Source organism: Litorilituus sediminis (genome assembly GCF_004295665.1).
GTDB classification, from domain to species: Bacteria; Pseudomonadota; Gammaproteobacteria; order Enterobacterales; family Alteromonadaceae; genus Colwellia; species Colwellia sediminis.
The window spans coordinates 1,959,623-1,973,500 of sequence record NZ_CP034759.1 but is presented as its reverse complement, the minus strand read 5'-3'; the positions used below and the strand labels follow the sequence as shown (position 1 = coordinate 1,973,500).

8 protein-coding genes are annotated in these 13,878 nt (G+C 39.3%); 4 read left to right on the top strand and 4 right to left on the bottom strand.

The genetic code is table 11. The features are described 5' to 3' along the window. Position 1 precedes the first annotated feature (1 nt). Positions 2-2,827 (bottom strand): excinuclease ABC subunit UvrA, encoded by a 2,826-nt coding sequence (gene uvrA / locus EMK97_RS08725; RefSeq protein ID WP_130601310.1) that lies wholly within the window; start codon positions 2,825-2,827, stop codon positions 2-4. A gap of 218 nt (positions 2,828-3,045) precedes the next feature. Here uvrA and EMK97_RS08720 point away from each other — a divergent pair, with 218 nt between their 5' ends. Both EMK97_RS08720 and EMK97_RS08715 read left to right on the top strand, forming a co-directional pair. Beyond that, positions 3,046-4,410 carry an MFS transporter gene (locus EMK97_RS08720; protein ID WP_130601308.1) on the top strand — a complete coding sequence of 455 codons (1,365 nt, stop codon included), beginning with the start codon at positions 3,046-3,048 and terminating at the stop codon, positions 4,408-4,410. A gap of 74 nt (positions 4,411-4,484) precedes the next feature. Then, entirely contained in the window at positions 4,485-4,700 is a 216-nt protein-coding gene (locus EMK97_RS08715) for a dodecin (protein ID WP_130601306.1), read from the top strand. 133 nt (positions 4,701-4,833) lie between these two features. On the opposite strand, the gene EMK97_RS08710 is transcribed toward EMK97_RS08715, so the two are convergent. Further along, on the bottom strand, positions 4,834-7,527 hold the full coding sequence (locus EMK97_RS08710; RefSeq protein WP_130601304.1) for a DUF2339 domain-containing protein: 2,694 nt from the start codon (positions 7,525-7,527) through the stop codon (positions 4,834-4,836). Positions 7,528-7,702: 175 nt separating this feature from the next. Continuing rightward, a complete protein-coding gene (locus EMK97_RS08705; RefSeq protein WP_246028917.1) occupies positions 7,703-8,209 on the bottom strand; it encodes a GreA/GreB family elongation factor in 507 nt (168 codons plus the stop codon). Positions 8,210-8,377: 168 nt separating this feature from the next. Between EMK97_RS08705 and EMK97_RS08700 the strand changes: the two genes are divergently transcribed. Together EMK97_RS08700 and pssA are read left to right on the top strand one after the other, a co-directional pair. Continuing rightward, a complete protein-coding gene (locus EMK97_RS08700) occupies positions 8,378-10,411 on the top strand; it encodes an NADPH-dependent 2,4-dienoyl-CoA reductase (RefSeq protein ID WP_130601302.1) in 2,034 nt (677 codons plus the stop codon). A 117-nt stretch (positions 10,412-10,528) separates the two neighbouring features. Continuing rightward, entirely contained in the window at positions 10,529-11,848 is a 1,320-nt protein-coding gene (gene pssA / locus EMK97_RS08695; RefSeq protein ID WP_246028916.1) for a CDP-diacylglycerol--serine O-phosphatidyltransferase, read from the top strand. 23 nt (positions 11,849-11,871) lie between these two features. On the opposite strand, the gene EMK97_RS08690 is transcribed toward pssA, so the two are convergent. Further along, positions 11,872-13,581 carry a BamA/TamA family outer membrane protein gene (locus EMK97_RS08690; RefSeq protein WP_211342289.1) on the bottom strand — a complete coding sequence of 570 codons (1,710 nt, stop codon included), beginning with the start codon at positions 13,579-13,581 and terminating at the stop codon, positions 11,872-11,874. Between the last annotated feature and the right edge of the window lie 297 nt (positions 13,582-13,878).

Here is a 13,878-nt window from a genome sequence, read left to right as displayed (position 1 = left end):
GCTAGCCTAACATAGGTTTTAAAAAGTGCGCTGTGTGTGATGTTTTATGTTTAGCAACCTGCTCAGGTGTGCCAGTAACTAAAATTTCACCACCACCTGAGCCACCTTCAGGACCTAAATCAACAATCCAGTCTGCGGTTTTAATCACATCAAGGTTATGTTCAATCACCACAATAGTATTACCGTGATCACGTAAGCGATGAATAACCTGTAAAAGCTGTTTGATATCGTGAAAATGCAAACCTGTGGTTGGCTCATCCAAAATATATAAGGTTTTCCCGGTATCGCGTTTTGATAGCTCTTTAGAAAGCTTAACTCGTTGTGCTTCACCACCTGATAAGGTTGTTGCTGATTGACCAAGTTTGATATAGCTTAAACCAACATCCATCAGTGTTTGCAGCTTACGTTTAACCGCAGGAATGGCGTTAAAAAACTCAAAAGCATCTTCTATGGTCATATCTAGCACTTCGTGAATGTTCTTGCCTTTATAAAGTACCTCTAACGTTTCACGGTTATAGCGTTTACTCTTACAAACATCACAAGGCACATAAACGTCAGGTAAAAAGTGCATTTCGACTTTAATTACGCCATCACCCTGACAGGCTTCACAGCGACCACCTTTAACATTAAAGCTAAAGCGGCCTGGCTTATAACCACGTGAACGTGCTTCTTGAGTTGCAGCAAAAATTTCACGAATGGCAGTGAAAATACCTGTGTAGGTAGCTGGGTTGGAACGTGGCGTTCTACCAATTGGGCTTTGGTCGATATCAATAACCTTGTCTAACTTATCTAGGCCTTTGATTTCCTTATAAGGGGACGGCTCTTGTGTGGTAGCACCATTGAGTTCAATATGCGCCAATTTGTATAAGGTATCGTTAATTAAGGTAGATTTACCTGAGCCAGAAACACCGGTAATACAGGTCATTAAGCCATTTGGAATAACTAAATCGACATCTTTTAAGTTATTGCCGCTAGCGCCAATAAGCTCAACAACATTGTCTTTATCAAACGGATGACGTTTTTTAGGTACTTCGATACATTCTTTACCTGATAGGTATTTACCCGTTAGTGAGTCATCACACGCTAAAATATCATTAACATTACCATGGGCAATAACATTACCACCGTGCACACCAGCGCCTGGACCTATATCAATAACAAAGTCGGCGGCACGAATCGCATCTTCATCATGCTCAACCACTATTACCGTATTACCTAAGTCGCGTAGGTGAATTAAGGTGTTAAGCAGGCGCTCATTATCACGTTGGTGTAAACCAATTGAGGGTTCATCCAGTACATACATAACACCAACAAGGCCAGCGCCAATTTGGCTGGCTAAGCGAATACGCTGAGCTTCCCCACCTGATAAAGTATCGGCGCTGCGTGATAAGTTTAAGTAATTTAGGCCAACGTTAACTAAGAAGCCTAAACGATCGTTTATCTCTTTTAGAATCTTTTCAGCTATTTGGCCTTTTTGTCCGGTTAAATTTAAACCTTGGAAAAACTCTAAAGCATCAGCAATAGCGAATTCGGCAACGGTCGGTAATGGCGTGTTGTCAATAAAGACATTGCGTGCCTCAAGGCGTAAGCGGCTGCCATTACAATCTGGACAGTGTTGGCTATTTAAATATTTAGATAGCTCTTCGCGCACCGCGTTAGATTCGGTTTCTTTATAGCGGCGCTGCATGTTATTTAAAATACCTTCAAATGGGTGCTTGCGAAAAACCACATCACCTCTATCGTTCATGTATTTAAATTCGATTTCTTGTTTACCGCTACCGTATAAAACGACTTTTTGCGCTTCTTTGCTTAGGGTATTAAATGGCTCATCGATGGCAAATCCATAATGTTCTGATAGCGCTTGCAACATTTGGAAGTAGTAAAAATTGCGTTTATCCCAGCCGCGAATTGCACCGCCCGCCAAGCTTAATTCATCATTGGCAATAACGCGTTTACTATCAAAAAATTGCTCTATACCTAAACCATCACAGGTTTGACAAGCACCTGCTGGGTTATTAAATGAGAATAACCTTGGCTCAAGCTCTTGCATGCTATAACCACAATGTGGACAAGCAAAATTAGCCGAGAAAATAAGCTCTTCTTTGTCGCTATCATCCATAAAAGCAACTTTGGCCGTACCTGAGGTTAAGCCAAGTGCGGTTTCAAATGATTCAGCCAAACGCAGTTGAATATCGTCGCGTACTTTTAATCGATCAACGACTACTTCAATGGTGTGCTTTTTATGTAGCTCAAGTGTTGGTGGATCAGATAAATCACATACTTCACCGTCTATTCGAGCGCGAATAAAACCTTGTGCGGCAAGGTTGTCCAATAACTTAACATGCTCACCTTTACGATTTTGCAGTACTGGCGCTAGTAGCATAACCTTAGTGCCTTCTTCTAGCTCAAGTACTTTATCAACCATTTGAGAAATGGTTTGTGCCGCTAGTGGCGCATTGTGCTCAGGACAACGTGGCTCACCTACGCGCGCATATAATAAACGTAGGTAATCGTATATTTCAGTAATGGTGCCCACAGTTGAGCGCGGGTTATGAGAAGTCGATTTTTGCTCAATGGAAATTGCTGGAGATAAGCCTTCAATATGATCAACATCGGGCTTTTCCATTAACGATAAAAACTGGCGCGCATAGGCTGACAGTGACTCTACATAACGGCGCTGACCTTCAGCATATAAGGTGTCAAAGGCAAGTGATGATTTACCCGAGCCAGAAAGCCCTGTAATCACGACAAGCTTATCGCGCGGGATTTCTAAATTGATATTTTTTAAATTGTGGGTGCGAGCCCCTCTTACTTCGATACTCTTCATACGGAAAATTCAAATCACTGACCATTAAACAGAACCGATTATTATGCCATAAAAAATAGCTTAAAACCTAGCCAAGAAAAGCAATTAAACGTGTTTAACTTTATTGTCACTTTTTACTGATTCCTTAAGGCAAATCATAATGTGCGCTAGGCGTAAAAACTAATTGCATGTTAAGATAACGCCGTTTATTGAATGATTTTTTAGGTTCCATTTTTGCTATGAGCGTTTCAGGTTTAAACCGTATTGAGAAAAAAGCAGCCTTTTCCTTAGCCAGTGTTTTTGGCGTGCGCATGCTTGGGTTGTTTATGATTTTGCCGGTGTTTGCCATTTATGGTGAGCAGTTAACTGGCTATAGCCCAATTTGGCTAGGTTTAGCTATTGGTGCCTACGGTTTAACACAAGCGTTATTACAAATTCCTATGGGGATTTTATCTGATAAATACGGACGAAAACCGGTCATTTTAGCAGGCTTATTTGTCTTCTTAATTGGTAGTGTTATTGCTGCCATGTCAGAGAGTATTTATGGGGTTGTTATCGGTCGAGCTATTCAGGGCATGGGCGCTATTGCTAGTGCCGTGTTAGCCTTAGCAGCAGATTTAAGCCGAGAAGAGCAGCGTCCTAAGGTAATGGCAACCATTGGCATGTTTATTGGCTTATCTTTTACCTTTGCTATGATTTTAGGGCCAATAGTTGCAGAGTCATTTGGTTTAAGTGGCTTGTTTTGGTTTACTGGCATATTAACCATCATCGCCATGTTATTGATAAAGTTTATGGTGCCCTATTCAGTTAACAAGGCGCCCCGTGGTGATAATGTTGCCCTGCCAGATCAAATTTCACATTTAATCAGACATCCGCAATTATCAAGATTAAATTGGGGCGTGTTTATTTTGCATATGGCACTTACCGCCTGTTTTGTTACCTTGCCTAAGCAGTTTGTTGAAAGTGGTTTAGCGTTAGAAAGCCATTGGAAAATTTATTTACCTACCTTACTTGGTTCCTTCTGTTTGATGGTGCCTTTTATGATCATCGCCATTAAAAAACAAAAAGAAAAAGCCATGTTTAGCGCTGCGGTCACCCTGTTTACCGTGTCATTATTGTTGCTTTGGTTGATGCCTATGGGCTTGTGGAGTTTAGTTTTTTCTGTGGTGCTATTTTTCACCGCCTTTAATTATTTAGAAGCCACTATGCCGTCGATATTATCGCGTCTTGCGCCTGCTGGCGTTAAAGGTAGCGTTATGGGTATCTATTCAAGTAGCCAATTTTTAGGTGCTTTTGTTGGTGGTATTGTCGGCGGTGTTATCGCCAGCCAATATGGCGAGAAAGCGATATTTTTAGTAATGGCATTAGTAAGCTTTGCTTGGTTATTATTAACTTTTGGTATGCAGCAACTGAAGAAATCAAAAAGCTTTAGTTTTGCTACCAATATTACCTGTGAAGAAAAGGCTGATGAAGTCGCCGAGTTATTGATAAATATGCCTGGCGTAATTGAAGCAACCTTAGTGCATACCGAAGCGGTGGCTTATTTAAAGGTTGACGATAAAACCGTTGATTTAACTAAAGTTAAAACCTTGCTACAGGGCTAATTCCCACGTAATTGGCATAAGATTTAATCTTCTACTAGTGTTTAAGTACATCACTTACTTTTAGAGAAAATCTTATGTCAGACCATCATAGTTATAAAAAAATTGAAATAGTCGGCTCATCTAAAAACAGCATTGAAGATGCCATAGAAAATGCTTTGGCTGAATGTGCAAAAAGCATCAAGCATATGGATTGGTTTGAAGTGGTTGAAACCCGTGGTCATATTGTTAACGGCAAAGTAGGGCACTATCAAGTAACCATAAAAGTCGGTTTTAGAATTGCCGATAGTTAAGTGTTAGGAAAAGCCGTTAATAACGCTTTAGCGCAATCTGATCAGGGTAAAAAGATTGCGCATCCTGTATTCTTCTTTGGTAAAGCATAATGGCTTATAGCAAGTGAAATAGTTAATTCAATTGCTATTATATTTAACTTTTAGCCGTTACTAGTTCTCTTTTATTTTGTACTTTTTGAAATAGCCAGCCGATACCTACCAGACATAAGCCCAAGCCGATAAAGGAAAGTGATCTCAATAGCCCTTCAAGGTGAGACATATCAACCGCAAATGCCTTTAATGTCACTAAGGCTAAGCCAATAAAACCAGCATGATTTAAATGATTATTGGCAAAATATTGCGCGGAGAAAATTGTGATTGTCGAAATCACTAGCCAAACAATTGAATAGCTATATAACTCAGCTTGTTTCAGTGGCGTTGTCCAGAAGATATAACCGTCATTGTACAGGCTACGTATTTCACCATTTATAAATAAAATAGTTAACATAGCGATAATGCTGTAGAGCACTTGATGATATTGGCTCTCGAGTAATTTAAATTTGATAAATAAATACAACACACCAGCAGGTACTAGCCATTGTAAAAATAGCCAGTTGACTACGCCAGCACCGACATAATGGTTTTCTATAAATGGATTATTGATTAAGGTTATATCTAGGTGAATTAGTCCTGCGCCAATAAGTAGTAGCATGCCGCCTGTTTTATATATTTGTGTCATGCTGGAAGTCAGTTGACTTCGCCATAAATAAACGCCTGATAACACTAACCAATTTAATGAGAGTAAAATCGCTTCTTTATACGATAAGTGAGTAAAGTCTGGGTAGTCACCCACTAATAGATAACTTGTTTCTGTGGTTATTAGTAAGGCAAGTACGTGAATAAATACGCCTGTATACCAAGCTTTCAAAGGGATGGAGTAGGTATATTTTTTAGCGAACCAGATAATGGCTAATACCGTAGGGTAAACAACTAAAGTCCAGTGTAGGCTAAATATCAACTCATCTTGATAGTTTGCAGTCCATGGCGCCAAGGTTAACCTAGCCACGACTACCAATAATGCAAGCTTATATAGCCACTCAGGTAATGTTACTTTGTATTTCCAACTTAAATAACTCATAGAAGCAACTTGAGTGACAACCGCTAAGGTGAGTGTGCTGGCTGACAGTAACATGGTTAAGCAAAGTGTTAGCATTGAATTAGCCAGAATTAAATAACTGACTTGATGCAATTCAATTCTTGATTTTATGGCCCCATAAGATGCGATAGCGCTGATGATTAACATGTCTAGCACCCAAACTGGGTATAAGTAAGTTTCTGCATCAGAGCTTGCTGTTATATAGCTTATGCCATATAAGGAAATGGGTGTGATCACCAGTAGTAGCAAATAAGCGTTACGCTTAATATGCTGAGTTATCATGTAGAGACTAAAGGCTATACCTGCTAATACTGACACTTGGATAAACAGATACTTATTTGAGAAAGGAAACAAACTCGTGTCAAACGAAACTGTATTTGGCATTAAATGGAAAGAGTACAGTGTAAAGGCAAGCATTAAAAAGGGCCAAAAGTCTAAGGCACTGTGCTTGTTGGCTGCTAAGATAACTAGGCTAGCAATAATGACGCAGGCCCAGACAATATGATTAAAATCATTATATAAGCTTAGATAAGCGGCTAGTAATACTAAGGTTGCTAAAATACCTGCTTGTTCTTTTTTTGGGGTTAATAATGCTTTTATGGTAAGCGCTGATTTCATGCCGATTGTTAATTTCCAACCAGTAATACTTACCAAGGCATACAAGTACAGTGATGTTATTGCAAAGCAAAGTACTATCCAAAAGTCATGCTTGTCACTTAAGATAATAGCGGCAATAAACCACATAAAATGACCCGTAAAGCTTTGCCACCATAGCCATTTTTGTTTTACATATTCGGCAACCCAAATCGCAGAGCAAGAAACAAAAGCGATATAAAGTAATAAAGCCAAGATCTCGTTAGCACCTGTAGAGATCAGCGCAGGTACGGCATATGAGCCTATTATTCCTATACCAGCTAAAACGGGACCGAACCTTAGTGCTAAATAAGTCGCGGTTAATGCAATAACTGCAAGTAAAGCAAAGGCAATATTTGGCGTGATAAAGCTATAAAAGTCAAAAGAGACAAATGCCATGGCAAAGCAGGTTATGATTCCGCCGCTAGCGAGTGCTGCCGAGATATGTGGCGTGTGTATGTTAAATCGTTGTTTATGTTTGTGAGCTAGTTCAGCGGCTAGGATTAAGGCTAAGCCGAATATTGAGCCAAGTATCACTCTGATACTCGGTGGCAGTAGGCCTGCTTCGATAGAATACTTAGCTAAAAAGATGCCGCCTATGGCTAATATGATAGCTCCGAGCCAAAAAATGCCATTACCTTTGAGTAGAGACTCAAAGCTAATGTTAGTGGTTTTATTGTCTACAGGAGCAGATTTTGTCGCTGTATTTTTGGGAGTTGTTAACCACAATGAAATAGTTTCATTAGACGAATCTATAGGCTCTTTGCTGCTAGTGTTTTCTTCATTTTGATGTTGAGATGGTGTGTTAATTTCTGCCGTGGCTTGCGTGGCTTGCGTGACTTCTGTAATTCTTGTGTCGTCAGAGACTGGTTTATGGGAATTTAACTCTTTAATTTTTTCTTTTAGTCTGTCTATGTGAGAAGCTTGAAGATCTATGACTTTTTGCAGGTGATTTAGTTTATTAATTAATAGCTTTATACGGCCGCGATCTTTAAGTGCTAGGACGACACCAAAAAATAAAAAAGCATTAAAAAGAAACGAAAATAGGTCAGCATCCATACAATTTCCTAATTGTTATTATTCATTTAGTACAAGGCTAGTCTGCTTTAAAAACAATGAGATATCAATAAAGTTGTTGTCTTAACAGTTTATAGAAGCCTGTAGCGGTAACTTATTGTGCCACTTATATTGAGCAGCTTGAGTAACACTGATCTAGCTTAGCAGCGTGTTGCGTTTAAATGATGTTGGCAATGTAATCTTCAATGTTATGATTCGCGAGTCGCACCTCAATATCATCATCAAGCTGCTTGCCTAATAAGGCTTGTGCTAAGGGGGATTGTGCGGTGATTACGGTAATTGTTTGTCCGTTAAGCTGACAACGCATGCCGCCAGCGCTAGGGCCAATAAAGTACCAATGCTGTTTAGCTACATCATCACCCAGCTGAATAAGCGCCGTAAGCTGTACTTCTTCTAAAGGCAAATGTTCTGATTTTGCTAAGGCTTCATAGGCTGAAATCGCTTGCTGAAACTCTTGTACGCGCCTAGATTGCCCTTCAGCTAAATAACCTGCTTCTATTGCTAAAGTATCGTACTGTGTTTCCGCCACGCTTTGATCATCTATAGCTGCCAAGTGCGCTTCATTGGCGGCATTTATGGCTAAAGATAACTCTTTTCTAAGTTGCTTAATCACCTCGTCAATAATGTCTTGTTTACTGACAATGGTTTGGTTTGTGTTCTTCATGGGTCAACAATAGCTTTCTTAGAATATTGTTACTATACCTTAATCTATATCTTAATTATCGATTTAATCAGGCTAATTAACTCAATCTGACAGGTGTCAAAATTAACTTGTATTTTGCCGTGATTGCGATTATTTTATTAATAACTGGTTAGACCAATGAGAGCAATTATGACAACTTCACCTTACCCTAAATTACTTGAGCCATTAGACTTAGGCTTTACTCAGCTTGCCAATAGAACCTTGATGGGCTCGATGCACACAGGCCTAGAAGAAGAGAAAGGTGGCTTTGCTAAGCTGGCAGCGTTTTATGAAGAGCGTGCTAAAGGTGGAGTGGGCTTAATTGTTACCGGCGGTGTTAGCCCGAATATGCGTGGTCGTATTGCGCCTTTTGGTTGTGAAATGAGTCATTTTTGGCACGTGAAAAAGCACAAGCAAGTCACTGAAGCTGTGCATAAGTACCCAACAAAAATTTGTTTACAGCTGCTTCATACTGGTCGTTATGCTTACCATCCATTTAGTGTCGGTCCGAGTAAAGTTAAATCACCAATAACACCATTTACGCCAAAAGAAATGTCGGTAAGACAAATTAAAGGCACCATTAAAGATTATGCTTATTCAGCTAAGTTAGCTGCTAAAGCGGGTTATGACGGTGTTGAAATTATGGGCTCAGAAGGTTATTTGATTAACCAATTTGCCTGTTTGCGCACTAACCAGCGAAGTGATGAATGGGGTGGCAGTATTGAAAATCGTATGCGCTTTGCCGTAGAAACGGTAAAAGCAGTACGTGAAAAAGTTGGCGCTGAGTTTATTATAATCTTCCGTTTATCTATGTTGGATTTAGTGGAAGGCGGTAATAGCTGGGATGAAGTGGTTGCTATGGCAAAAGCGATTGAAAAAGCCGGTGCTACCTTAATTAATACCGGTATTGGTTGGCATGAAGCAAGAGTGCCTACAATCGTTACTTCAGTGCCAAGAGCTGCCTTTACCTGGATAACAGAGCGGATGAAGAAAGAGGTATCTTTACCGCTTGTTACCACTAACCGTATTAATACCCCAGAGGTTGCTGAACAGGTACTTGCTTCAGGGCAGGCTGATATGGTGTCAATGGCAAGGCCTTTCTTAGCTGATGCGCATTTTGTTAATAAAGCGGCTGAAAATAAAGCCGATGAAATAAATACCTGTATTGGCTGTAACCAAGCCTGTTTAGATCATGTCTTTCAGCAAAAGCGCGCATCATGTCTAGTGAATCCAATGGCCTGTTACGAAACTGAATTGCAACTTGAAAAGAGTAAGCAAAGTAAACGCATTGCCGTTATTGGTGCAGGCCCTGCTGGTTTAGCCTTTAGTGTTTATGCAACTGAGCGTGGTCATAAAGTTGAGATTTTTGATAAGCAAAGTGAAATTGGTGGTCAGTTTAATGTTGCCAAACAAATTCCTGGTAAAGAAGAGTTTTACGAAACACTACGCTACTTTAATAAGCAATTGACGCTATTAGAGATCCCAGTGCATCTTAATACGGAGCAAACCAGCGAAAGTTTACTAGCTCAAGGCTTTGATGAAGTTGTTTTGGCAACCGGCATAAAACCTAGAAAGTTAGATATTCCGGGCATTGACCATGAAAAAGTTAAATCTTACCTACAAGTGTTACGTGATAAAGAGCCAGTAGGTAAGAAAGTCGCCATTATCGGCGCAGGCGGTATAGGTTTTGATGTTGCGAGTTATTTGTTAGATGAAAAGTCCTTGTCGCTTGATCTTGAAGCTTGGCTAAAAAACTGGGGCGTTGATAAAAACTATCAACACTCAGGTGCTTTACTGAATAAAGAAGAGTTAAGTAAACATCAACCTAAGCGTGAAATTACCTTGTTACAACGTAAAATCACGAAAGTGGGTAAAGGTTTAGGTAAAACTTCAGGCTGGGTTCATAGAGCGCATTTACAAAAAAATGATGTCACTATGATCCCTGGGGTGACTTATAAAGCTATTTCTGATGATGGTTTACTTATTGAGGTAAACGGTAAAGAAAAATTGCTTGATGTTGATAATGTTATTATCTGTGCCGGGCAAGAATCTAATCGCGATTTACAACAAAGCCTAGAGCAAGGTGGCATGAAAGTGCATTTGATAGGTGGTGCTAATGTTGCTGCAGAGCTTGATGCTAAACGAGCCATTCGCCAAGCGGCAGAGCTTGCAGTAGTTATTTAACCAGCAAGACGCTTAGTTAAATCGTTCGCTTTTGTTAGCTGTGGTAAAAAATCTGGTGTACCACAGCTTTATCTTGATATACTCAATGTAATTAACCATTTATCAAATCATACAGCAGTGAAAGAAATTGTCGTTAACGGTAAAGATATTGCCGTTTACTCTTCGCCTAAACAATACAAACAACAACTTATGTCGCTTATCAATAATGCTGATAAGCGTATATATATCACTGCACTATACCTTCAAGACGATGAAGCAGGTCGAGAAGTGCTTCATGCGCTTTATCAGGCCAAGCAGAATAATCCTAGTTTAGATGTTAAAGTCTTTGTGGATTTTCACCGCGCGCAACGCGGCTTAATCGGTGAGCAAGAAAGCTTAGGAAATAGAGCCTTATACTTAAAATTAGCTGAAGAATATCAGCATGATATTGCTATTTATGGTGTTGCTGTTAAACGTAAAGAGTTATTTGGCGTTTTGCATCTTAAAGGTATGGTTTTTGACGATACACTTTTTTATACCGGCGCGAGTATTAATGATATTTACCTACAGCAGCACGAGCGTTATCGCTTAGATAGATACAGTGCCATCAGCAGCGAAGCTCTCGCCAATAGTTTTTGTCAATTTCTTGATAGTAATTTTGTCGATTCAGGTTATGCGCCTTTACTAAATCAGCCAGAGTTACCTACATTAGCCGAGCAAAAGAAAAATGTTGTCTCACTTAAAGCCTTGCTTAAGCGCTCAAACTATGAGGTTGATAATACAATTCATTCTACCGTATTACATGAGCAAATAACGATACAGCCGCTTGTTGGTTATGGTCGTCGAGGCAATAAGCTTAATCGCACTGTCCGCCAATTAGTGCAGCAAAGTGAAAAAACGCTGACAATTTTTACTCCTTATTTTAATTTACCGCCTGTGTTAGCGCGTGATGTTATCAAAGCATTAAAACGCGGAGTGAGCATTACCTTAATTGTTGGCGATAAAACCGCGAATGATTTTTACATTGCTGATGAAGAAAGCTTTAGTACCATAGGTATAGTGCCTTATATCTACGAAATGCTCCTAAAGCGCTTTATTAAACGTTATCAACGCTTTATTGATAACGGCTTGTTGAATGTGCACTTGTGGAAACATGAAGGCAATAGCTTTCATTTAAAAGGTTTGATTGCAGACGAACGTTTTCATTTATTAACCGGCAGTAACCTTAACCCACGGGCTTGGTCACTTGATTTGGAAAATGGCTTATTACTTGATGATGTTAGTAAACAGTTACAAGAAAAGTTTACTGAGGAAGTGCTAGGCATCTTAGTGCAAACCAGCAAAATCAATCACTATTCTGATATTGAGTCGGTAGATGATTACCCTGAAAAACCACATAAATTGCTTAATAGAATACGCGTTACCCAAATTGATCGCGTTTTAAAGAAATTTTTGTAGTCTACTCCCGAAATTACTGAATTCTAGAAAGCCTTTTTTGCTTGTACTCTAATTTCAAAGTTATCTATATCAGGGTTGTCGCTTTGCGGAAAGGCAAAATCTAAGTGAATAACTTGGTGGCCACCACCTGAATGTGGTGAATAGATGCGTAAGCCGACACCAGCTGAGCTTAACCAACCATTTTCAATATTATTGACGATAGAGCCACCAAAAGCTCTACCAGTATCAAAAAAAGCAACGCCAGCTAAATCAAATAGTTTAAATAAGTTAATTTCAGGGTAGTAGCGAATTTCCGTGGTGAATTTTATGCTATTTTCGCCGTGTTGGTACTGTAATGGAAAACCGCGTAGCCCAGTATTGCCACCCATAGTAACAGGCTTATCAAGATATTGGTTTTCACTTAAATAATTGGTGTTGTTGAAATAAAAACCCCAAGTTTTATTAAAGCGATAAAAGTATTCCGCATTGAGCTTTGCTAGGTAGCGATTATCTCGTTCATCATAAATGTCGCCAGCTAGATAAAGATCAACCAGTAATAAGCCGTTAGTGTGTGGGTTGAAGCCTTTTTTGATGGCAAAATCCCACAATGCCCACGCGGCATTTTCGTCGTTACCATTACCAATACCTAAACTGGAGTTTACTTGCCAGCCATGATTGAAATCTTCAATTTGAGAAATTAAATGAATATTGGTGAGTTTTCTGAAATCTTTTTCCATGTATTCAAAAGCAAACCAAGGGTAGATAAATTCTCTATCAAGCGGTAATTGCTCTGTTTGTGTTGGCTTTGCTATGTTGACGGCAAGTTTAGCTTGTGAAAATAGGTGCTTATCTTGGGTGATACCAAAAGTATACCTGAGTAGTCGCTCATCATTGTTAAAGTTGAGCCAGCCATAGTTGGCTTCTAAATAATTAATATCATGAGCGAAAATGCTTTGCTCATCGCCGTTTTGAAAAATTGTGTCATCGCGTGAGTCGTCATTAAAGCCGACTTTATAAGCATAAGGAATATGAAAGCCAGCAAAGCTTTTTTCTAGAAATAGTGCTCTTTGTTGACCGTCATCGTTATCAGCAAAGCGTAATTTTAAATCGGTATTTTGCTTTTGAAAAAGCGGAATGGTACTGACTAGCTTATAACCAGAGCGTTGCGAATTTTTATACGATTCAATTTCAGCATCAATGCCTAAGCCAAGTAAATTACGCTCTTTTATACCGAAGCTGTAGGTATTTACACCGCCTTTTCGACCAAAGCTGATTGTTGGCATTAAAGACCAATTGTCCCATGTGGTTACGGTGATTTTTTCCATATTGTCATCTGCGCTGACATTGGCATCTCGAATATATTTTTTACTGCGTAAATGCCGCTCAAGCTCAGCCATATCAGCGCGGGTTTTGGTGCATTTATTTAAAAAGAATGCCGCTTCATTTTCTAGGGTAATGACCTTAGTATCAATATGAATTGCATTGGCCCAACGATGTAGAAAGACAATGCCGTCTTCGCTTTCATCGAAAATGCTTTGTGGATTAAATATCACTTCAGGTTGTTCGAACAGACAAGGTTGGTCATGCAGGTTAGCTGTTGTATTCACTGTTTTATTGGTGTGGTTATTTATTTCATCGGCAGTAACAACTAAAGAGGCTAATAATAAAATACAAGCCGAAAGCAGCTTTTGACCAAAAAAAGGCTTTTTGGCTAAACGAGGTAGCTGAATTTTTGTTGTTATTATTGAGAGCAAGAGTACTACACGCCTTTTGTTTTTAATGGCAATAAAGCAGGTGAAACAGATACGTTATCTTTTTTAACCTTACTTTAACTATAGCGCTAACTTTTAACTATTGTTGAGTTTTTTTAAAGGCTTTACTCAATTTATTAAGATGAATTATCGAATATCATACTGTGACGTTAGCTAGATTGCATGGTCTCGAAAAATGGCTGAGGATACGCTAGGTTGGCTGTTCTTTATTAAAGGAAAAAGTTAAAGGAAAAAGTTGAAGGAAAAGGTGGCAGGAAAAAGTTGAAGGAAAAGGTGGCA

What these genes read in the sequence shown, in the direction of transcription:
- uvrA (WP_130601310.1), bottom strand. Translation starts at nt 2,827, where the DNA reads ATGAAGAGTATCGAAGTAAGAGGGGCTCGCACCCACAATTTAAAAAAT.
- EMK97_RS08720 (WP_130601308.1), top strand. Translation starts at nt 3,046, where the DNA reads ATGAGCGTTTCAGGTTTAAACCGTATTGAGAAAAAAGCAGCCTTTTCC.
- EMK97_RS08715 (WP_130601306.1), top strand. Translation starts at nt 4,485, where the DNA reads ATGTCAGACCATCATAGTTATAAAAAAATTGAAATAGTCGGCTCATCT.
- EMK97_RS08710 (WP_130601304.1), bottom strand. Translation starts at nt 7,527, where the DNA reads ATGGATGCTGACCTATTTTCGTTTCTTTTTAATGCTTTTTTATTTTTT.
- EMK97_RS08705 (WP_246028917.1), bottom strand. Translation starts at nt 8,209, where the DNA reads ATGAAGAACACAAACCAAACCATTGTCAGTAAACAAGACATTATTGAC.
- EMK97_RS08700 (WP_130601302.1), top strand. Translation starts at nt 8,378, where the DNA reads ATGACAACTTCACCTTACCCTAAATTACTTGAGCCATTAGACTTAGGC.